Source organism: Pantoea sp. GM01, assembly GCF_000282675.1.
GTDB classification, from domain to species: Bacteria; Pseudomonadota; Gammaproteobacteria; order Enterobacterales; family Enterobacteriaceae; genus Pantoea; species Pantoea nemavictus.
On the sequence record NZ_AKIU01000050.1, the window covers coordinates 31,495 to 51,663 of the forward strand.

Below are 20,169 nucleotides of genomic sequence, written 5' to 3' on the forward strand. Positions count from 1 at the left end.
CGGCGCCATTCATGGCGACCAGCTGATCACCACGGCACCACGCGGCCCAGATAATCCAGATAATGAATCCCGCGCCGCCCGGCGTAGCTTTCCATGGTATTCAGCAGATTTGGGATGCTCTCCTCAATCGTCAAGCGTGCTTCCGGTCCGCCCATGTCGGTGCGTACCCAACCCGGCGCCATCAGCAACAGCGTACGATCGTCGGCGCTCCGCGCGGCGAAGCTGCGCATCAGCATATTCAGCGCCGCTTTACTGCCGCGATACACTTCGTAATTGCCGTTAGTGTTGTTGGTCAAACTGCCCTGGCCGGATGACATCACCGCGATGGTGCCAGTGGCGCTGACGCGATCTTTAAAGGTCTCAATCACGCGCAGTGGACTCAGCGCGTTAGTCACCATGACGCGGATGAACTCCTCGGTTGACACATCAGCGATGGTTTCGCGGTCGTCATTTTTTACCCCGGCGTTGACGAACAGCATATCGAACTGCCGATTCGCCAGCCGCGTGTGCAGCGCTTGCACCTGTTCAGGTTGATTGATGTCCACGCTTTCCACCGTCAACAGCTGCGGGAAGCGCTGCGCCAGGTGTTGCAGCTTTGCAGTTGAGTTTTCACGTCCGGTGGCGACCACCTGATACCCGCGCTGGAGCAGGGTTTCCGCCAGCGCCAAACCCAGTCCGCGTGAAGCGCCAATCAGTAATACGCGTGTTGCTTCGCTCATCGAGATCTCCTTTGTGTAGATGCGATGCAAAGAGTGTAGCGTCGGGTGAGGGCAGGCGGAATACGCAGCATCTGCATTGATAACCTGCAGCAAACGCCTTGTCACCTGGCCATGAATCAGCGAGGATAGCGCGCATGAATAATGCCGATTTAAACCTGTTAATTGCCCTGGATGCGCTGTTGATTGAAGGCAGCGTGATTGGCGCAGCGCGTCGTCTGGGCCTGAGCGAATCGGCGATGAGCCGCACGCTTGGGCGCTTACGCGCCACCACAGGCGATGCACTATTAGTGCGTGCCGGGCGTCAGATGGTGCTGACGCCTTATGCCGAAGCCATTCGTGAGCGTACCCATCACACGGTAGGTGAAGCGCGGGCAGTGTTGAGCCCGTCGACGCAGTCGCTGGATTTGCGCCAGTTACATCGTTGTTTCACCCTGCGCACCAATGAAGGATTTGTCGAAGCCTTCGGCGGCGCGCTGATCGCCGCCGTGGCCGAACAAGCGCCGCAGGCGTGGCTCAGTTTTGTGCCGAAGCCGAAAAAAAGCGCGCGCGACTTGCGTGAAGGCAATATCGATCTGGAGATTGGTGTGCTGGGCAATATGGGTCCGGAGATTCGCTTGCAGGCGCTGTTTCGCGATGGCTTTGTTGGCGTGGTGCGTGCCGGACATGCGCTCACGCAACAGCTGGATATCGCGCAGTTTGCGGCCTTTGGTCATATTGTGGCGTCACGCCGGGGTGAGCTGGGCGGGCCGATTCATGATGCGCTGCTGCAGGCCGGCTTAACGCGCAAGGTGGCGACGGTGGTGCCCGCATTTTCAACGGCGGTGGCGCTGGCGCTGGAATCGGATCTTGTCGCGCTGGTGCCGCGTTCACTGTTTCTTCATCATCCATTAATCAAAAACAGTCACAGGTTAGCGATGTTTGAACTGCCGTTCCCGACGCCAGAAATGACGGTGTCACAACTGTGGCATCCCAGGCTGGAAAATGACGCCGCACATCGCTGGCTGCGCGGCGTAGTAAAACGTGTTTGTCAGCCGCCGCGCACCGAACCGCGCCACACCACATCGGCCTGATACAGCAGGCTGTCGTGCTGCTGTTCACCTTGTGGCGTGAAGCCGGTGTCGTCCTGCTCGGTTTGTATCAACCATTTCACCGCGTCCTGGGCGAACTGCTCTACCGGCTGGGCAAAGGTGGTGAGATTATAAGATGACCAGCCAGCCTGGGCGATGTTGTCATAGCCGATCAAACAGAGGTCTTGCGGCACGCGCAGCGCAAAGCGGTGCCGCGCTTCATCCATAAATCCGCAGGCCACCAAATCAGTCACGCAGAACACGCCATCTGGACGTTGATGACGCGTCAGTAAGCGGTGCGCCAGAATTTGCCCGCTCTCGTAGGAGGTGGTGCCAAAGCGCTCCACCGTCACGCTTAAACCAGCGCGTTCCGCCGCCGTGACAAAGGTGGCTTCACGTTTTTTCAGGCTCGGCGTGCCCGCCAGCGAGTTGGCGAACGCCAGATGCTGACAACCGGCGCGCTGAAACGCCATCACCGCGGTTTGTGCGGCACTCTCAGCATCAAGATTGATGCTGAGCGAGCCGGGTAACGCTTCGTCACGGTTGATAAGAATGATGCGCTGGCCATGTTTGTAGCACTGGCGCGTGATGGTGCGATCCGGCATGCCAGAAAGGATGATCGAAGCATCGGCGCGGAAATTAATCGCCTGCTGCAGCGCCGCTGAAACGCTGTTATCCGAGCGGTCGGTGTTGATCAGCATCGCCACTTTGCCCGCTTCTTGTAAAAATTGCGTCAGCCAGCGCACCAGACTGGCGCGATACGGCGTGGCGATTTCCGAGACGATCAGGCAGACAATACTGCTGCGGTTACGCACCAGCCCGCGCGCCAGATGATTGACGTGATAGCCCAACTCTTCCGCCGCCTTCATCACGCGTTCACGCGTCGCCGGCGACACGCTGGCACCCGGCGTAAACGCGCGCGATACCGCCGAGCGCGAAACGCCGGCACGATCGGCCACATCCTGCGCACTCACCACCGCTTTCTCATACTGCATGCTCCACACCTCTTCACATTCTGGCTGAACAGAGTCTGCCTGAGATTGCAAAGCTGTGCAAACAGCTTGAGATCTCATTTGTTGCATTTTTGTGACATTGCCTGACATTTGCGCACTGTGGTGTTTGACAGGACAATTCTTGTTCATTACTACTCTGCACACACGTGCAAGAAAAGGTGCCAATGAAGCACCAACCCTACAATCCAGGAGAACACTATGCGAGTCACCTCAATGGCCATCGCGCTATCCCTCTGCTGCAGTGCACTGCCGTTTGCCGCCTCGGCAGCGGGCAACTTGAATATGGTCTGTTCCGCCGACGTGGTGGTGTGCGAACACATGACCAACATCTTCAGCAAGGCGCATCCGGATATTAAAGTCAGCATGGTGCGACTCTCAGCAGGCGAAGCCTATGCACGTCTACGCAGTGAAGCGCGCAATCCACGCACCGATATCTGGTGGGCCGGTACCGGCGATCCGCATATGCAGGCAGCGGAAGAGGGGCTGACGCAGGTGTACAAATCGCCGTTGCTCAATCAGCAGCAGGATTGGGCGCAGAAGCAGGCGGAAAACTCCGGCTATCGCACGGTAGGCATCTACGCCGGTGCGCTCGGTTGGGGTTACAACACCAAGCTGCTGGCATCGAAAAAGCTGAAAGAACCTAAATGCTGGGCCGATCTGCTGGATCCCAGCTTCAAAGGTGAAATCCAGATCGCTAACCCGAACTCCTCCGGCACGGCCTACAATACGCTGGCCACGCTGGTGCAGATCATGGGCGAAGATAAAGCCTTCGATTACCTGAAAAAGCTCAATGCCAACATTTCGCAGTACACCAAATCCGGTTCCGCCCCGGTGAAATCCGCCGCGCGTGGTGAAACCACCGTCGGCATCGTGTTTATGCATGATGCGGTGGCGATGGAGGTGGATGGTTTCCCGATCAAGACCGTCGCGCCGTGCGAAGGCACCGGCTATGAAATTGGCTCGATGTCGATTGTGAAAGGGGCACGCAACCTGGCGAATGCCAAAGTCTGGTATGACTGGGCGCTGAGCGCCGAAGCGCAATCGCACATGAAAGAGGCCAAATCCTTCCAGCTGCCGTCGAACCGCAACGCGGAAATTTCAGAGTACGCGCCGCGTTTCGAGAACATCAAACTGATCGATTACGACTTCAAAACCTACGGCGATTCGGCAAAACGCAAAGCGCTGCTGGGACGTTGGGATAAAGAGATCGGCGCTAGCGCGCAATGATGATTTGCAGACATCGTAGCGGCGCAATTCATTGCGCGCCGTTAAAACCGCGCGATAAATCGCGCCGCTACGGATACGTGCACGCAATGACACTTTGGGGGAATGCATGAATGCACATAATCGCCGTCTGACAGGCGCGCTGGCTATCGGCGCAGTGGCATTGCTGCTGCTGCCGTGGTTTAGCCTGGAAGCCGGTTTCTTCAGCAGCGGCTGGCTAACCAGCCTGTGGAGCGACAGCGCCAGCGCGCCTGCACTTTGGCAACTGGGTGAACATCCGTGGCTGATGGTCGCCATCGCGCTGTGGGTGTTATGCGGCGCCTGTGGCGTCTTGCCCAGCGCCGCGCGCAGCCGTTTGCTGCTGCTGTTTAGCGCGCTCGGCGTGCTGTTCCTGATCGTTGAAGGCCACGCCATCGGTTACAGCGGCTGGAGCTGGCTGTGGCTGGAAAACCGCTTCGGCGCGCTGGCGTCCGGTCAACCGGCTATGGGGGCAGGCGCACTGTTGTTGCTGACTACCTTCCTGCTGCTGTTCTCCTTCGCGCTGGCCGAACGCGGCGTGATGAAAGGCGATGCGTTTGTGGTGGCATCGTTGGTGCTGCTCACCGCGCTGGTGAGCATCTTTGTGCTCTATCCGGTGCTGAGCATGTTCGTGGTGTCCGTACAGGATGTGGACGGCAGCTTTAAGCCGGATGGCTTGATCAGCAACCTTCAGGATCCCTCCATCTGGAGCCTCTCCTGTTTGTCGGGCGGCACCTGTGGCACCGCGTGGCGCACGCTGTGGCTGGCGCTGATGACCGCCGCCGGTTCCACGCTGCTCGGCCTGGCCTTTGCGCTGGCGGCAACCCGCACGCCGCTGCCGTGCAAAAAGGCGCTGCGCATGCTGACCATTTTGCCCATCATCACCCCGCCGTTTGTGATTGGTCTGGCGCTGATTCTGCTGTTTGGCCGTTCCGGTGTGGTCACTGAACATCTGGCGGCGCTGTTTGGCATCGAACCAGGTCGCTGGCTGTATGGCTTAACCGGTATCTGGATCGCGCAGGTGCTGTCGTTTACGCCCATTGCGTTTCTGGTGCTGATTGGCGTGGTGGAAGGCGTCAGTCCCTCACTGGAAGAGGCTTCACAAACGCTGCGTGCCAATCGCTGGCGCACCTTTACTCGCGTCTCATTGCCGTTGATGGCGCCGGGTTTAGCCAACGCGTTTTTAATTAGCTTTATTGAAAGCATGGCTGACTTCGGTAACCCGATGGTGCTGGGCGGCAGTCACGGCGTGCTCTCCACCGAAATCTTCTTCTCGGTGGTGGGCGCGCAAAACGATCCCAGCCGCGCTGCGGTGCTGGCGATGATTCTGCTGTGCTTCACGCTCACCGCTTTTGTGCTGCAACGCTGGTGGCTGGGCGGCAAAAACTTCGCCACCGTCACCGGTAAAGGCGACGGCGGTAAACACGTGCAGCTGCCGCGCGTGCTGCGTTACGGCGTCTACGGCATGGTGATTCCGTGGGGCCTGTTCACGCTGGTGATCTACGGCATGATTGTGGTGGGCGGCTTTGTGCAGTCGTGGGGCTTAAATGATGCGCTAACTATCGAGCACTACGTGCGTGCCTTTGGCGTCAGCTTCAGCAATGGACATCTGCTGTGGAGCGGCGTGGCGTGGAACTCCTTCTGGACCACGCTGGAGATTGCGCTGATTGCTGCGCCGCTAACGGCAATCGTCGGCCTGCTAACCGCCTGGCTGATCGTGCGGCAGAAGTTTGCCGGTCGTCAGACCTTCGAATTCCTGCTGATGCTCAGCTTCGCCATTCCCGGCACGGTCATCGGCGTGAGCTACGTGATGGCGTATAACCTGCCGCCGCTGGAGATCACCGGCACGGCGATGATCCTCGTAGCCTGCTTTGTGTTCCGCAATATGCCGGTTGGCGTACGCGGCGGCATCGCGGCGATGAGCCAGCTGGATAAAAGCCTCGATGAAGCGTCATTAACGCTGGGCGCCAATAGCTTCCGCACGCTGCGCAAAGTGGTGCTGCCACTGTTGAAACCGGCAATCAGCGCTGCGCTGGTGTACGCCTTTGTGCGTGCCATTACCTCAATCAGTGCGGTGATCTTCCTCGTCAGTGCGCAGTACAACATGGCCACGTCTTACATCGTCGGGCTGGTAGAAAACGGCGAATACGGCGTAGCGATTGCCTACTCCACGGTGCTGATTGTGGTGATGCTGCTGATTATCGGCATGTTCCAGTGGCTGGTGGGGGAACGGCGTCTACGCCGCGTAGCCCGTCCGGTCGATCTCGTTGTGCCGCCTGCTTCAACTTCATTAACTCAGGAGAGTGCCGTATGACACGCGTAACCGCCGGTTCTGTGGTGTTTGAACATGTCTCGAAACGCTTTGCCGGTTTTGATGCCATTCCCGATCTCTCATTGACGGTCGAGCCCGGCACGCTGGTCACGCTGCTGGGTCCGTCCGGCTGCGGTAAAACCACCACGCTGCGTTTGCTGGCCGGGTTGGAGCATCCCACCGCCGGGCGCATTTTGATTGGTGGCAAAGATGTCACCAACTTGCCGGCCAACGAGCGCGATGTGGCGATGGTGTTTCAGTCTTACGCGCTGTTCCCGCATATGAGCGCGCTCGACAACATCATGTATGGCTTGCAATCGTCCGGCATGAATAAGCGAGAAGCGCAGGACCGTGCGCGCGAAGGGTTGAAGCTGGTGGGGTTGGAACATCAGGGCCAGCGGCTGCCGTCGGAGCTTTCCGGTGGGCAGCAGCAGCGTATTGCGGTGGCGCGCGCGCTGGTGCTGGAGCCGCAGGTGCTGCTGCTGGATGAACCGCTCTCTAATCTTGATGAACGTTTACGGCGGCGCGTGCGCACCGATATCCGCGATCTACAGCAGCGACTCGGTTTCACCGCTGTGTATGTCACGCACGATCAGGAAGAGGCGTTGGCGGTGTCCGATAAGATTATTGTCATGAAAGAGGGGGATATTGCCCAGCAGGGCGCGCCGGAAAGCTTGTATCACGCGCCAAACTCGGTGTTTATCGCCGATTTTATGGGCGAAGCGAATATTCTGCCGTGCGAAGTGGAGCAACTGGAAGGCAGCGAAGCGCTGGTGCGCTTAGGCAGCCAGCGTTATCGCGTGCGCGGTAATGGCCTGAAAACCGGTGCAGCACAGCTGTCGGTGCGGCCACAGTTCATTACGCTGCGCGGTGAGGGCGCGGGAGCACTACGCGGGGAAGTGACGCACAGCACGTGGCTCGGCGACCATATCGAATATGAGGTGGCTACCGAATTGGGTTCGCTGTTCATTGTCGATGCGGAGATGGAGCAGCAGCTGCCGCTGGCATCGAACGTCGCCATCGATTTTAAACCTCAGGGTTTGGCCCTGATTGCCCGTTAATGTAAGGATGGATGATGAGTGAATTAGACAACGATCCGCTGTTATCACGCCTGATTCTGGCGGAAAAAGTCGCGCGCGCCGGCGGTGCCAAAGCGCTCGAGTATTTCCATCAGCGCGAGACCTTAGTGGTGGAAACCAAATACGATTTGCAGGATGTGGTGTCGCGCGCTGACCGTGAAGTGGAACAGATGATCGATCAGCAAATTCGCGCGCAGTTTGTGGATGACGGTTTCCTCGGCGAAGAGTACGGGCTGCAGCAGGGTTCATCGGGTTATACGTGGGTGGTCGATCCCATCGATGGCACCAGTCCGTTCCTGAACGGCATGCCAAACTGGTGCGTGTCAGTGGCGGTGTTACATGACGGCGTGCCGGTGATTGGCGTGATTTTCGCGCCTTATTATCAAGAGTGCTACGTGGCAGCGATCGGTCAGGGCGCGACGCTCAACGGCAAGCGCTTGCAGGTGGACGCGACGCGCACGCTGCAAAACCACGTCACCGGATTTGGTGCCAACAGCCACGTCAGCCCGGATGAAGTGGGCAAAATTCTCGCCTCGCTGCTGGCGGCGGGCGGCAACTTTATCCGCATCGGCTCGGGCGCATTGATGCTGGCATGGGTCGCCGCCGGCCGCGTGGTCGGTTATTACGAGCCTTACATGCATGCGTGGGATTGTCTGGCGGGTTATTGCCTGGTGAAAGAGGCGGGCGGCTGGTATCACCCGTTCAACACTGAAGGCGAACGTCTGCTGAAAGGCGCGCAGGTACTGGCCGTGGCGCCGGGTGCAGAAGCCGATTTGAAGCGCATTGCTGGGTTGTGATCTTGGTTGTGGTCGCCATCAATGGCGACCTTACGACGATTCTCCACGCTTTTGTAGGGGCGCCATTTATGGCGACCTCCCATCAAACCAGAATAAATTCCCGATAACCCGACCAAATCACATAGATCGCAAAATAGACAAAGATCAACGCCGAGGCGAGGTAGGAGTACTTCAGCAAGCGCTGCCCGAGCAACTTACCGCCCATGCTGCCCACCAGGCAGAGTACGCAGGTCCACACCACGCCCGCAATAAAGAAGCCGCCGAGGAAGGATGAGGTGGCGGCGGCGCTGCCGTGTCCCATACGCGAAATCAAGGCACCGCCCACGCTGGCGAACCACAGAATTGCAGTAGGTGACGACATCGCCAGCATCACGCCACGGCTAAACTCGCGCAGTAGCGATCGGTACGGCTGCTGTTCCGCTTCCGGCAATTCTGTCTGTTTACGCAGTGCGGCATACAGCATCTTCCCGGCAAACCACAGCAACAGCACGCCGCCACCAATCCATAGCACCCAACGTACGGCGGTAAATTGCAACACCACGGCCATTCCTGCTAGCGCCAGCAGCGCATAGACCAGGTCGCCAATGCAGGTGCCAATCCCCAGCCAGAAACCGTGAAAATAGCCGCGCTGCATCGCCAGCGTAATCATGGCGATATTGGCGAGACCAATATCCAGGCACAACGATAAACTCAGCAGAAAACCATTTGAAAACTGCAACATAGCAATGTCAGCATCCCTGGCATGTAAATGGAGTGTTATTAAATCACAACGTGATGTCACAAGTCGCACTATTCGTAGCGGGCAATTTATCGCGCTGCATGCAGGCATTAATGCTGCACTCACACAATTCATTCTTATTATGCTAATTCAGCCGTAAGTAACTCCACGTTCTTATCACAATGTTTAATCTCCTTTTAGCTTGCTCATAAATCTTGATATTGTGCGTGATAATTTATCCGGCAACTTTACGAGGGATGAATATGGTCGCTATCAGAATGGAATTGTTATACCCGATTGGAATAAATGTTAATAACGAGGTGCTTGATCAATGAAGAAAATTAAACACCTCTATCTCTCTATTTTTATCGTCGCGCTCCTGACTTATCTGCTCTCAGCAGAATATGCCAATATTAACGCCAATGCGTTATTGTGGAGTTTACGGCAGAATACGGTATTTCTGGCAGGTTTATTAGCATGGTTTGGCATGTCGTTTACCATTATTCTTAGCATTCGCCATCCGTTACTTTCTCGCTGGTGCGGCGGTCTGGATAAAGCGTATAAGCTGCATAAGTGGTGTGCTATTTCATCGGTAGTGTTTGCGCTTATTCACTGGCTGGCAGAGAAAGTGCCGCATTGGTTAGTTGATGCCGGGGTGGCTGCTCATCCCGGTGAATTGGGCCATATAGTCATGACGTCATGGCAGGAGAGTTTATTAGAGTTTGGACTGATACTGGCAGAGTATGGTTTATATATTTTAATCGCGCTTTCACTGGTTTCCGTTACTAAAAAGATTCCATATCATATTTTCTATTATCTGCATAAAGCTTTCCCGGTGGTGTATATTGCCTGTGCGTATCATGTAATGACCTCTCTTTTTAAAACCGAATGGTGGCAAACACCGGCGGCTTACCTGCTGGCGCTGGTAACGTTGGTTGCAGTTGGCTGTGCATTAATCTCGCTGTTTCAACGCACCGGGCGCCGTCATTCCGCTCAGGGCGAGATTCTACAAGTCGTTGCGGCACCGCAAGATATTGTAGAAGTTAAACTGCGCAACCCTGCCAATATCGCCATGTTACCCGGGCAGTTTGCTTTCGTTCAGTTTGAACACTCAACCGAGCGTCATCCCTTTACGCTGTCTGATATTAATCCGCAACAGCAATCGCTGACCTTATCGATAAAAAAACTCGGCGATTATACCCGGCAGCTGGCTCACCATCTGCAGCCCGGCCAGCGCGTAAACATGGAGGGGCCTTATGGTAATTTCACCTTCAAGGCGACAAGTCATCAGCAATTGTGGGTTGCCGGCGGAATAGGTATTACGCCATTTATGGCGAAACTTAAAGACGCCGCCAGAAGAGGCGAAAAACTTTCTGGCGTAGAATTGTGGTATTTCACCCGAGTCGAGAGTGGAATTAGCTATCCCGACTATTTACCAGCGCTGTGTCAGCAAACAGAGGTGGTGCTGCACTATTTTACCGCCAACGCTATACAAACTCTGGAACAACGTGTGAGCACAATCAAAGATGATCTGCACTCGGCAGCCTTGGATATTTGGTTCTGTGGTCCTGAAGGTCTGAAAAAATCGCTCATTCAGGCTGTAAATCAACACGAAATTAACCTTAAGGATTTCCATGCAGATTGCTTCTCCTGGCGCTAATAAACTTATCGCAGAATAACGTGGCGGGTTTAATTAGCGTCTTTACTTCAATAATGTGAAGGCGGTCACCTTCAGTGGGCGTGCTGTCATCTGACGCACGCTATATTCGCTTAACAGTCGGTAAATCTATTATTTAGGCGGAGTGTTAAGTTGAATAATTCAAATAATTTTAACAGGCAGGGTTTAGCATCCAACCTATCCATGGCATTATCTGCGGTTGTTTTCATCTTAGCGGGAAGTGCAATGGCAACTGCAGCGGAACACCACAACCAAACGGCGTTAGTCGGCACATGGACCAGCATTCCGGATGCGCCGTTAGTGCAAAATCCGGGACATCCTAGCGAAGGCTTGTACCGATTGAAGGTCAATAGCGACGGCACCTTAACGCCACTTGATTTCATCAAAATGAAAAGCCCCTCATGGATCGTGAAATCCCACGACGGCCGCTTTGCTTATACCACCAATGAAGAAAATGCCGGCGCTGTTACCGCGCTCGCCATCGATAACAGCGGCAAGGTGCGGGTGATCAATGCGGTGGATAGCCACGGCCAACAACCCACTCATGCCACCATCAGCCCGGATGGCAAATTCCTGTTTGCTGCCAACTACTCGGTGGCAAAAGGTGGTGCCAGCGTTGCGGTATTCCCGATTCATCATGATGGTTCACTCGGTGAACAGGTGCAGAACTTCCCATTTGCCGATGGAAGCGGCGCGGTGAAAGATCGTCAGGATGGCGGTCACGCGCATTCAACGACCTTCACCCACGACGGCAAATATCTTTACGCCGCCGATCTCGGCGGCGATAAACTTCACGCTTACGCCTATCACGCGGGGAAAACCCAGCCGCTGCAGGCGGATACCGCGCGTGACGTCACTTTCCCGCCCGGATCGGGCCCGCGTCATATGGTGTTTTCACCCGATGGCAAACACGCTTATGTCACCACCGAAATGGCCGCTGAAGTCGTGGTGTTTGCCGTGCAGGACGATCGTTTGGAGCGACAAGCGGCGGTCAAACTGAATACAGAAAACAGCAGCGCCGAGTACAGAAGCGGTGGCGGCATCATCCTTAGCCCGAACGGCAAGTATCTGATTGCCGCTAACCGAGGTTCCGACAACAGTTTAGTGGTGTTCAGGATTGAGCAGGATGGCTCATTGGGTTCACCGGTGCGCTATAAGGCGGACGGTATCGAGCCACGCGCCTTCGCCTTTGATGCTAGCGGCAAATATTTGTACGTGGCAAACGTGTTCACTAACAACATCACCCTGTTCCATTTTGATGCGGAAAGCGGTGCGTTAAAAGCCGCGGGCGAGGTGGCGAAGATCGCGACGCCGACGGATATCAAGTTCTTTAATTAAGGGTTGTATTGCGGTCGCCATTTATAGCGACCGTTAATAACCGCTTGGTTAGTCGTGCCATCCATTATATTCAAACGGACAGTCTGCATTAAATCTATATTTAATCTTTCGCACCTTATTGGTGCCCATTGCCATTTAACAGTGCGCACATTGCCGTAGCGGCGCAATTTATTGCGCATTTAATCACGCTATTACGTCAATGCGCGGGGATTATGTTATTTGGCCCACTTCTTGCTTTATAAAATAACGCCCCAACGCTGTGGCAACCCTCTGGTTAATGTAGACAACGCCGTCTGCCGATCTCTCTTATTCTCTCCGGCCTCCCGGAAACCTCCCAATTATTTTTCTTTACTTCCTTAAGGGGATGTTATGGCTATTAGTCGTCGTTCATTTATCCAGGGTTCAGCGGTATCGGCATTGGGATTAGCTGCAGGCGTGGCGCCTAAATTCACTTTCGCCGCCGATAGCAAGGACGCCATTAAAGTCGCCAGTATTCTCGACCTCTCCGGCGGCCTCGATATCTACGGTAAACCGATGTCGAATGCGGTTAATCTGGCCGCGGAAGAGATCAATGCCGCAGGTGGATTATTAGGGCGTCCACTGCAGGTCATTAATTACGATGCGCAGTCCAACATGCAGCTTTATGCGCAATATGCGCAGCAGGCGGCGCTAAAAGACAAAGTGGCAGTGGTGCACGGTGGAATAACCTCAGCCTCACGCGAAGTAATTCGTCCGGTATTGGATCGTTTTCGCTCGCTCTATTTTTATCCGGCGCAGTATGAAGGTGGAGTGTGTGACCGCAACTATTTCTCCTCCGGTTCTACTCCGGCACAAACCGTGGAAAAGCTGGTGCCTTATGCGGTGAAAAAGTGGGGTAAAAAAGTTTACGTGCTGGCAGCGGATTATAACTACGGTCAGATCGTCTCTGCCTGGGTGAAAAAATCGGTGCGTGATAACGGTGGCGAAGTGATGACCGTGGAATTCTTCCCGCTGGATATCACCGATTTTGGTGCCGCAATTTCTAAAATCCAGAGCGCAAAACCCGACATGGTGTGGTCGGCGCTGGTGGGCGGCGCGCACATCTCGTTCTACCGCCAGTGGCATGCCGCCGGTATGAGCGGCAAGATCCCGATTGCCTCGACGGTGTTTGGCGGCGGCAACGAACACATCATTCTATCGCCGGAAGAGAGCAACGGCATTCTGGTGGCGGCCAACTATATGCAGGAAATTCCCTCGCCAGAGAACCAGGCCTTTGTCGAAAAATTCCATGCACGCTACGGTGCCAATACGCCGTATATCAGCGATTTAGCCATGGGCGCCTATCAGGGCATGCTGATTTGGGCAGAAGGGGTACGCAAAGCGGGCGATATCGATCGCATGAAGGTGATTGAGGCGCTGGAATCCGGCATCACGCTAACGTCGCCCAGCGGCAAGCTCAGCGTCGATCCGGCTACCCATCACTGTTCGCTGGATGTGCACATCGCCGAAGTGGAAAACCATCAGATGAAAATCCTGGAAACCTTCCCCAATCAAGCGCCGGTGGATACCGCGATGGTGTGCGATCTGAAGAAAAATCCGCGCGATACCAAACAGTATCAAATTGAGCTGTAACAGGAGCCGCTATGGATCTGTTCATTATCTACGGCATTGAAGTGCTCAATGCCATTGCCGTACTGATCATCATGAGCGTTGGGCTGGCGGTCGTATTCGGCATGATGAAAATCGTCAATATGGCGCACGGCGAATTCATGATGCTGGGCGGCTACAGCGCGATTCTGGCAACCAACCAGTGGGGCGTGCCGATTTGGATCGCCATGCTGGTGATCGCACCGCTCACCGTGGGCGTCTTCGGCGCGGTGGTGGAGCGCGTGATCATTCGTCATCTGTATGGGCGGATGATCGACACCATGTTGGCCACCTGGGGCTTGAGCCTGGCCTTGATTGGTGCCGCCACCATGCTGTTCGGCAACACCACTTTAGGCATCAGCTCACCACTGCCGAGCGTTAACGTGGGCAGCTACAGCACCAGCGGCTATTCGCTGTTCATGATTGTGTTTGCGCTGGGCTTGATCGGGGCGCTGTGGCTGCTGCTGCGCTTTACCACCTTAGGGTTGTGCGCTCGCGCCACCATGCAAAACGCCCGCATGGCCGCGGCGCTTGGCAGCAATCCGGGCAAAATCTACAGCCTGACGTTTGGACTCGGCGCGGCGCTTTCCGGTTTAGGCGGCGCGCTGTTAGCGCCGATTACCGGCGTCATCCCAACCATTGGCGTCAGCTTTATTGCCAAAGCCTTTATCACGGTGATCGGCGGCGGCAGCGCGATTATCGCCGGCACGCTCTCCTCATCCACGCTGTTCGGCACCATTTCCCAGCTGGTGACCTATGCCTCCACGCCGGTGTTCGGGGCGGTGGCGCTGCTGCTGAGTGCGATTGTGTTGCTCCGCCTGATGCCGCAGGGCATCACCGGACGCTTCTTCAGGAGATCGCTGTAATGAAATTTTTCTCTGAGAAAGTCCAGATTGTGCTTACCGCGCTGGTAATGGTGCTAGTGGCGCTGTGGCTCTCCGGCACGATTGAGCTCTACACCTTGCTATCACTGACGGTGTTTCTGGTGATGGGATTGCTGTCACTCAGTCTGGCGTTTATCTGGGGTTACGGCGGTATTTTGTGCTTCGGCCAGGCGGCGTTTTTCGGCCTGGGCGCTTACACCTATGCCATCTGCGCGATTAACTGGGGCGACTCCACCTGGGCGGTGGTGATGGCGGTGCTGCTGCCTACGCTGTTCTCGCTGCTGCTCGGCTATGTGATTTTTTATGGCGGCGTCAGCGATGTTTATCTCGGCGCAATAACGCTGGCGGTGAGTCTGGTGCTGTTTAACTGGATCAACTCCACTTCCGGTAGCGAGTATCACCTTGGTGAGGCGCTGCTGGGCGGCTTCAATGGGATTCCGTCGGTGCCGACGCTCAACCTGCCGTTCCAGCCCGAGGCCATTTTGTCACCGGAAGCGATCTTTATGGTCACGGCGGGCTGTCTGGCGCTCTGTTACGCCTTGCTGAAATTTGTGCTGCTGAGCCGTTTCGGCAAAACCGTGGTGGCGATCCGTGAGAACGAACAGCGCGCCGGTTTGCTCGGCTATAACGTGCCGGCACATAAGCTGGCGACCTTTGCCATCGGCGCAGCGATTGCCGGTTTAGCCGGTTGTCTGTACGTCAACTGGGGCGCGTTTGTCAGTCCTGGCGTGTTCAGCATCAGCCAGTCAGCGCAGATCATTATTTGGGTGATTGTCGGCGGGCGCGGCACGCTGCTCGGCCCGGTGATCAGCTGCGTGCTGTTGCAGTGGATGGTGACGCGGCTGGGTGCGCAGCAAACCGTGGACGTCAATTTAGTGCTGGGGGTGATTCTGGCGGTGTTTGTGTTGCTGATTCCGGGCGGCATTTTGCCCACGCTGCAGCGTTTGGTGCGGCGCAAGCGAACGATGAGCGCCACGGCCAGCCGTGCGCAGGTGAGTGAGGTGAAACCATGACGGCCAATGTGTTGCTGGAAACCCGCAAGATGGGCGTCAGCTTTGGTGGCGTTCATGCAGTAAAAGAGGTGGATTTTACTCTGCATGAAGGTGAGTTGCGCTGCCTGATCGGCCCAAACGGTGCCGGCAAAAGTACCTTTTTCAAAATGTTAAGCGGGCAGGTGACGCCAACGCGCGGCGAGTGTCGCTATCGCGATCGGGTGATCTCCGGTAAACGGCCGTGGGAGATTGCACGTCTGGGGATCGGCATTAAAACCCAGGTGCCGAGCGTGTTCGAGGGCTTAAGCATCCGGGAAAACCTGTGGCAGGCGGCGGCGAATAAGCTGGCAAAAGCCGCGCTGCCAGCGGCGATTGATCGGGTGCTGGAGGATATTGGGCTCGCCGAACTGCAGCATGCGGTGCTTTCGGAGCTGGCACACGGTCAGCGGCAGTGGGTGGAGTTGGGCATGATTCTAATCTCAAAACCGCAGCTGGTGCTGCTGGACGAACCGGCGGCAGGCATGACGCATCAGGAGGTGCGCAAAACGGCGCAGCTGATCAAAACCATTAACCAGCAGAGCACGGTGGTGGTGGTGGAGCACGACATGGAGTTCATCAGCATGATTGCGCAGCGAGTAACGGTGTTTAATCAGGGCGCGCTGCTGGCGGAGGGCAGTTTCCGCGAAGTGACGCAAAATCCGCTGGTGAAAGAGGCGTATCTCGGCAATCTGGAGATTAAACATGCTTGAAATAAAAGAGATGGTCTCGGGCTACAACAAAATACCGGTGCTGAACCTATCCGAGCTGTTTGTCGGTGCTAAATCCTTTACCGGAGTGCTGGGCCGCAACGGCATGGGCAAAACCACGCTACTGCGCACCATTATGGGCGAACTACCTGCCTGGCAGGGCAGCATTGCGCTGAACGGCATCGATATTACGCGTTATCAGGCGCATCAGCGCGCGGCGGCGGGGATTGGATTTGTGCCGCAGGGGCGCCAGATTTTTCCGTTGCTAACGGTAGAAGAGAATTTGCGCATGGGCTGCGTGAAACACTTTTCACGCGCCGGGCAGATTATCGAGCAGATGCTGGAGATCTTTCCGCGCCTGAAACGCCTGCTGGCACAGCCCGGCGGCGCGCTTTCGGGTGGCGAGCAGCAACTGCTGGCGCTGGCGCGCTGCTTGTGCGGACAACCGCAGCTGGTGCTGCTGGATGAGCCGACGGAGGGGATTCAACCGAATATCTGCGAGGAGATTATTGCGACGTTACAGCGGCTGCGCCATGAGATGGATATTTCAATCATTCTGGTGGAGCAGGATATTGAGTTTCTGTATGCGCTTTCCGACCAGATTCATGTGATCGAGAAGGGGCAGATTGTGCAGAAAATCGATCCGAAAACCCAGTCGAGCGCCAGCGTGGCGGAGCAGTTTTTGGGGTTTCACGTGTGAGGTAGATTGCCCTTACCCCAGCCATCTCTCGCTTGCGGGAGAGGGTGGGAAAGCGCGCCGAACGGTTCCCTCTCCTGCTTGCGGGAGAGGGTTAGGGTGAGGGATTGGCGGCACGTTTGTCCTCCTTGACACAGCACCCGGCAGCATCAGCAAAGCGTTAACTCATCCGCTCGCTTACTGTGAAGCTTCCTTTTTCGGGATGCGCATAGGATGAATCATGATTGAACAATCATTACTGGCAACGCTTTCTGGTGTTCGGCTGCATATTTTCCATCCTGACTCACAAAGCGTGCGCGCGTTTTGCGCCTCGCTGGCGCAGCTGGGCTGTCACGCGCAACACAGTTGGCCGCCCGCGGCGTCATTCCCTGCGGAAACACAACTGCTGCTGGTGGCGATTGACGCCCATCAGCAGCAAGCGCTGCCTGGCCTCTTCAGCAGCGCCCAGCAGCGGGACATTCCCCTTGTTGCGCTGGCCGATTGCCACAATGCGCGGCTGTTTCCGCTGCTGCTGCAACTTCAGCCCAGCGCCATCGCCGAGCGAGAAATCAATCCCTTTGCCTTAATTGTGCAGATCATCGGCACGTTAAAAACCGTGCGCCAGCGCGAGCGGCTACAGGTGCGCAGAGCGCGTGGTGAAAGGTTAGCGCAGGCCAAGGGCGTGTTAATGCAAACCTTTGGCCTTGATGAGTCCGGCGCGTATCGTTTAATGCGCAGTGAAGCGATGAACACGCGCAGCAGCCTGGAATTTACCGCGCAACGCGTGATTAATACTCTGCAAAAGTAGTTACTCCTGCGCCTGAGCGTCCGGCAGTCGCAGCAGGCTGCTGGGCGTATAACCAAAGGCTTTGCGAAACGCCAGGCTGAAGTGCGACATGTCGCTAAAACCATGATCCAGCGCCACCTGCGTAATATTGCGCGCTTTGCCTTCCGCCAGAATGCGGCGGCAGGCGTGCAGGCGCTCCTGCCAGAGGAAGTTCATCGGGGTGGTGCCGTGGGCGGCGAACACCCGGCTGATGGTGCGCGGAGAAACGTGATGCGCATTGGCTATCTGCGCCACTGATAACTCCGGCTCCTGCAGATTCTGGCGCAAAAAAAGTACTACGCGCGAATAGAGATCGGGTTTCAACGCCTGCTCGCTGTGCTGCAAATTAACGCTGACCGAAATCATATTCAGCAGCGTATTAGCAAACTGCGCGGCCAGAAACGCATTCTCCCGCTCGGCGTTAAACACAAAGGCTTCCTGCAGCAGTTGTTTAAGCGAGGTCATGCCGGGCCGCGTAAGGTCCAGCGTTTTACCCGCCAGTTTTGCCGTGGCAGGTGCCTCTTTCTCCATGATGTGACGCGGCAGATGCACGATATTGATGGCGACATTGTCCATCGCAAAATCAAACGGCGTGGCTGCATCGTAAATCACCACGTCGCCAGCGCTAACGCGTGACTGGTGACCATTCTGACGCAGCGTACCGCTGCCCGCACTGATGTAACCCAGATAGAAATCGTGATTAGGATGGCGGCGAATGCACTCCGGCGTGCGTTGCCACATCAGCGCGGTATGCGATACGTGATTAGCGATATCCAGTTGGCCTAACATCGAATAGGCGAAGCTGCCGGAAAACGCACCGGCGTGCATTTGCCGCGCTTCGGCCTTGATCAAACGTGAGCACACCGCATCGCGCCAGGCATCGAAGCGATGACGATTATCGAGATCATCGGTGGTGAACAGCTCTTTCATATCAGCATCCCCTAAACATGGCGAAAAAGGGCGGAAGTAGAGGAGTTAAAGCAAGTTTCAGGCCATCAGCGGGTGAAAGGGCCGCCCCGATGCTGTGGAGGCGGCAAAGGCGAAAGATTTACAGCGCAGGATGCTGTTTATGCCAATCGGTAACCTGCTGGAAGGCCCACGCGCCCTGAATCATGGTGGTTTCAGCGAAATGCGCCGCGACCAGCTGGAAGCCAATAGGCGCGCCGGTTGCCGTCATGCCGCACGGCAAGGTAATGGTGGGATGTCCGCTGGCATCGAATGCACTGGTATAGCGCAGCACGCCGTTAAACAGTGCCTGATCGGTACCAAAACGGGTCATGGTGTCCCAGGTTAATCCGGCATAGGCGGTCGCGGGAGCGAGAATCAAATCGACCTGAGTAAAGAGTGCGGAAATATCGCCGCGCAGCGCCGCACGATTGAGCAGCAGCCGCTGATACTCGAGTGCGGTGACGCTGTGGCCGAGATCCAGCAGACCCGCCAAACCCGGGCCGTATTGATCTTTCTGCGCTGGATAGGTCTTTTCATGCGCCAGTGCGGTTTCCACGGCGCACAGCGCGCTCCACTCGGTGGCGGCTTGTTCGGTATCCGGCAGCGTAATATCCACCAATGTGGCACCGAGCGAACTCAACGTGGCGATAGCCGCTTGCAGCGCCGCCCGCGTCTCTTCATCCACTTTCTCCAGCGCCCAGCTTTTATCGACACCGATGCGCATTTTGCTAATACCGCGCGTCATTAGCGCCAGATAATCAGGTACCGGTTCGCTGCTGGAAGTGGAATCTTTGTCATCGCGACCGGCAATGGCTTGCAGCATGGCAGCGGCGTCAGCGGCGTTGCGCGCCATAGGGCCGATGTGGTCGAGGGATGCCGCCAGTTCACAGGCGCCGTGACGTGTCACGCGGCCCCAGGTTGGTTTAATCCCGGTCAGGCCGTTGGCGTTAGACGGGAAGCGAATGGAACCGCCGGTATCGGTGCCAATCGAGCCAAAGCACAAGCCCGCTGCGGTAGCGACGCCGGATCCGCTGGAGGAGACGCCGGTCCACAACGCGCTGCCCCACGGATTATTGGGGCGGGTGATTTCGGGATGGTGATCGGCGAAGGCGCTTTCGGTTTGCGTCAGCTTGCCGAGAATCACCGCACCCGCCGCGCGGAAGCGTTCCACCACGGTGGAGTTTTCGTCTGGATAGTGATCCTTGTGGATGATCATGCCGTGGCTGGTGGGGGCATCTTTGGTCCAGATCAGATCTTTCAACGCAATCGGCACACCGTGCAGCGGGCCACGCATTTTGCCCTGGGCAATCTCTGCATCGGCTTCGGCCGCCTGCCTCAGCGCGCTGTCACGCATGATGTAGAAGTAGCTGTGTAAGTCACGATCCAACGTATCGATACGCGCCAGCAGCGTTTGCGTGACCTCAAGCGAGGAGATGTCGCCCGACTGAATTAGACGGCCAATTTCCAGCAAGCTTTTGTAATGCAGATTATTCATCCTGACCTTTCCTC

General features: G+C 56.4%; 18 protein-coding genes. 13 read left to right on the plus strand and 5 right to left on the minus strand.

The window, feature by feature from the left end; genetic code table 11:
* Positions 1-26 precede the first annotated feature (26 nt).
* Positions 27-719 (minus strand): SDR family NAD(P)-dependent oxidoreductase, encoded by a 693-nt coding sequence (locus PMI17_RS14775; protein ID WP_009128356.1) that lies wholly within the window; start codon positions 717-719, stop codon positions 27-29.
* A 134-nt stretch (positions 720-853) separates the two neighbouring features.
* Between PMI17_RS14775 and PMI17_RS14780 the strand changes: the two genes are divergently transcribed.
* Entirely contained in the window at positions 854-1,789 is a 936-nt protein-coding gene (locus PMI17_RS14780) for a LysR family transcriptional regulator (protein WP_009128359.1), read from the plus strand.
* On the opposite strand, the gene PMI17_RS14785 is transcribed toward PMI17_RS14780, so the two are convergent.
* Entirely contained in the window at positions 1,747-2,781 is a 1,035-nt protein-coding gene (locus PMI17_RS14785; protein WP_009128361.1) for a LacI family DNA-binding transcriptional regulator, read from the minus strand. The two genes, PMI17_RS14780 and PMI17_RS14785, sit on opposite strands and share 43 nt — an antisense overlap.
* 216 nt (positions 2,782-2,997) lie before the next feature.
* Between PMI17_RS14785 and PMI17_RS14790 the strand changes: the two genes are divergently transcribed.
* The 4 genes from PMI17_RS14790 (at position 2,998) to PMI17_RS14805 (ending at position 8,228) form a co-directional block, all read left to right on the plus strand.
* Positions 2,998-4,026, plus strand: coding sequence for an ABC transporter substrate-binding protein (locus PMI17_RS14790; protein ID WP_009128362.1), 1,029 nt, complete (start codon positions 2,998-3,000; stop codon positions 4,024-4,026).
* Between the two features lie 106 nt (positions 4,027-4,132).
* The gene (locus PMI17_RS14795) at positions 4,133-6,355 is read left to right on the plus strand and encodes an iron ABC transporter permease (protein ID WP_009128364.1); all 2,223 of its coding nucleotides are present in this window, start codon (positions 4,133-4,135) and stop codon (positions 6,353-6,355) included.
* Positions 6,352-7,413 (plus strand): ABC transporter ATP-binding protein, encoded by a 1,062-nt coding sequence (locus PMI17_RS14800; protein WP_009128366.1) that lies wholly within the window; start codon positions 6,352-6,354, stop codon positions 7,411-7,413. Before PMI17_RS14795 ends, PMI17_RS14800 begins: the two co-directional genes overlap by 4 nt.
* A 14-nt stretch (positions 7,414-7,427) precedes the next feature.
* Positions 7,428-8,228 carry an inositol monophosphatase family protein gene (locus PMI17_RS14805; protein ID WP_009128368.1) on the plus strand — a complete coding sequence of 267 codons (801 nt, stop codon included), beginning with the start codon at positions 7,428-7,430 and terminating at the stop codon, positions 8,226-8,228.
* An 82-nt stretch (positions 8,229-8,310) separates the two neighbouring features.
* Here PMI17_RS14805 and PMI17_RS14810 read toward each other — a convergent pair whose 3' ends face one another.
* Positions 8,311-8,949, minus strand: a complete 639-nt coding sequence (locus tag PMI17_RS14810) for a LysE family translocator (RefSeq protein ID WP_009128369.1) — start codon at positions 8,947-8,949, stop codon at positions 8,311-8,313.
* A gap of 328 nt (positions 8,950-9,277) precedes the next feature.
* Here PMI17_RS14810 and PMI17_RS14815 point away from each other — a divergent pair, with 328 nt between their 5' ends.
* The 8 genes from PMI17_RS14815 (at position 9,278) to PMI17_RS14850 (ending at position 17,694) form a co-directional block, all read left to right on the plus strand.
* On the plus strand, positions 9,278-10,606 hold the full coding sequence (locus PMI17_RS14815) for a ferric reductase-like transmembrane domain-containing protein (RefSeq protein ID WP_009128371.1): 1,329 nt from the start codon (positions 9,278-9,280) through the stop codon (positions 10,604-10,606).
* A gap of 243 nt (positions 10,607-10,849) precedes the next feature.
* Positions 10,850-11,962 (plus strand): lactonase family protein, encoded by a 1,113-nt coding sequence (locus PMI17_RS14820; RefSeq protein WP_009128372.1) that lies wholly within the window; start codon positions 10,850-10,852, stop codon positions 11,960-11,962.
* Positions 11,963-12,331: 369 nt separating this feature from the next.
* A complete protein-coding gene (locus PMI17_RS14825) occupies positions 12,332-13,573 on the plus strand; it encodes an ABC transporter substrate-binding protein (RefSeq protein ID WP_009128375.1) in 1,242 nt (413 codons plus the stop codon).
* A gap of 11 nt (positions 13,574-13,584) precedes the next feature.
* Entirely contained in the window at positions 13,585-14,454 is an 870-nt protein-coding gene (locus PMI17_RS14830) for a branched-chain amino acid ABC transporter permease (protein WP_009128382.1), read from the plus strand.
* On the plus strand, positions 14,454-15,485 hold the full coding sequence (locus tag PMI17_RS14835) for a branched-chain amino acid ABC transporter permease (RefSeq protein WP_009128384.1): 1,032 nt from the start codon (positions 14,454-14,456) through the stop codon (positions 15,483-15,485). The genes PMI17_RS14830 and PMI17_RS14835 overlap by 1 nt, the downstream gene beginning before the upstream one ends.
* Positions 15,482-16,213, plus strand: coding sequence for an ATP-binding cassette domain-containing protein (locus PMI17_RS14840; protein WP_009128386.1), 732 nt, complete (start codon positions 15,482-15,484; stop codon positions 16,211-16,213). Before PMI17_RS14835 ends, PMI17_RS14840 begins: the two co-directional genes overlap by 4 nt.
* On the plus strand, positions 16,206-16,910 hold the full coding sequence (locus tag PMI17_RS14845; RefSeq protein ID WP_009128387.1) for an ABC transporter ATP-binding protein: 705 nt from the start codon (positions 16,206-16,208) through the stop codon (positions 16,908-16,910). The genes PMI17_RS14840 and PMI17_RS14845 overlap by 8 nt, the downstream gene beginning before the upstream one ends.
* A 217-nt stretch (positions 16,911-17,127) precedes the next feature.
* Positions 17,128-17,694 (plus strand): ANTAR domain-containing response regulator, encoded by a 567-nt coding sequence (locus PMI17_RS14850; protein ID WP_009128388.1) that lies wholly within the window; start codon positions 17,128-17,130, stop codon positions 17,692-17,694.
* Here PMI17_RS14850 and PMI17_RS14855 read toward each other — a convergent pair whose 3' ends face one another.
* The gene (locus PMI17_RS14855) at positions 17,695-18,642 is read right to left on the minus strand and encodes a helix-turn-helix domain-containing protein (RefSeq protein ID WP_009128389.1); all 948 of its coding nucleotides are present in this window, start codon (positions 18,640-18,642) and stop codon (positions 17,695-17,697) included.
* Between the two features lie 118 nt (positions 18,643-18,760).
* Positions 18,761-20,155, minus strand: a complete 1,395-nt coding sequence (locus PMI17_RS14860) for an amidase (protein ID WP_009128390.1) — start codon at positions 20,153-20,155, stop codon at positions 18,761-18,763.
* Positions 20,156-20,169: the final 14 nt, after the last annotated feature.

Coding starts and splice junctions, on each gene's coding strand:
- PMI17_RS14775 (WP_009128356.1), bottom strand. CDS start 719: ATGAGCGAAGCAACACGCGTATTACTGATTGGCGCTTCACGCGGACTG.
- PMI17_RS14780 (WP_009128359.1), top strand. CDS start 854: ATGAATAATGCCGATTTAAACCTGTTAATTGCCCTGGATGCGCTGTTG.
- PMI17_RS14785 (WP_009128361.1), bottom strand. CDS start 2,781: ATGCAGTATGAGAAAGCGGTGGTGAGTGCGCAGGATGTGGCCGATCGT.
- PMI17_RS14790 (WP_009128362.1), top strand. CDS start 2,998: ATGCGAGTCACCTCAATGGCCATCGCGCTATCCCTCTGCTGCAGTGCA.
- PMI17_RS14795 (WP_009128364.1), top strand. CDS start 4,133: ATGAATGCACATAATCGCCGTCTGACAGGCGCGCTGGCTATCGGCGCA.
- PMI17_RS14800 (WP_009128366.1), top strand. CDS start 6,352: ATGACACGCGTAACCGCCGGTTCTGTGGTGTTTGAACATGTCTCGAAA.
- PMI17_RS14805 (WP_009128368.1), top strand. CDS start 7,428: ATGAGTGAATTAGACAACGATCCGCTGTTATCACGCCTGATTCTGGCG.
- PMI17_RS14810 (WP_009128369.1), bottom strand. CDS start 8,949: ATGTTGCAGTTTTCAAATGGTTTTCTGCTGAGTTTATCGTTGTGCCTG.
- PMI17_RS14815 (WP_009128371.1), top strand. CDS start 9,278: ATGAAGAAAATTAAACACCTCTATCTCTCTATTTTTATCGTCGCGCTC.
- PMI17_RS14820 (WP_009128372.1), top strand. CDS start 10,850: ATGGCAACTGCAGCGGAACACCACAACCAAACGGCGTTAGTCGGCACA.
- PMI17_RS14825 (WP_009128375.1), top strand. CDS start 12,332: ATGGCTATTAGTCGTCGTTCATTTATCCAGGGTTCAGCGGTATCGGCA.
- PMI17_RS14830 (WP_009128382.1), top strand. CDS start 13,585: ATGGATCTGTTCATTATCTACGGCATTGAAGTGCTCAATGCCATTGCC.
- PMI17_RS14835 (WP_009128384.1), top strand. CDS start 14,454: ATGAAATTTTTCTCTGAGAAAGTCCAGATTGTGCTTACCGCGCTGGTA.
- PMI17_RS14840 (WP_009128386.1), top strand. CDS start 15,482: ATGACGGCCAATGTGTTGCTGGAAACCCGCAAGATGGGCGTCAGCTTT.
- PMI17_RS14845 (WP_009128387.1), top strand. CDS start 16,206: ATGCTTGAAATAAAAGAGATGGTCTCGGGCTACAACAAAATACCGGTG.
- PMI17_RS14850 (WP_009128388.1), top strand. CDS start 17,128: ATGATTGAACAATCATTACTGGCAACGCTTTCTGGTGTTCGGCTGCAT.
- PMI17_RS14855 (WP_009128389.1), bottom strand. CDS start 18,642: ATGAAAGAGCTGTTCACCACCGATGATCTCGATAATCGTCATCGCTTC.
- PMI17_RS14860 (WP_009128390.1), bottom strand. CDS start 20,155: ATGAATAATCTGCATTACAAAAGCTTGCTGGAAATTGGCCGTCTAATT.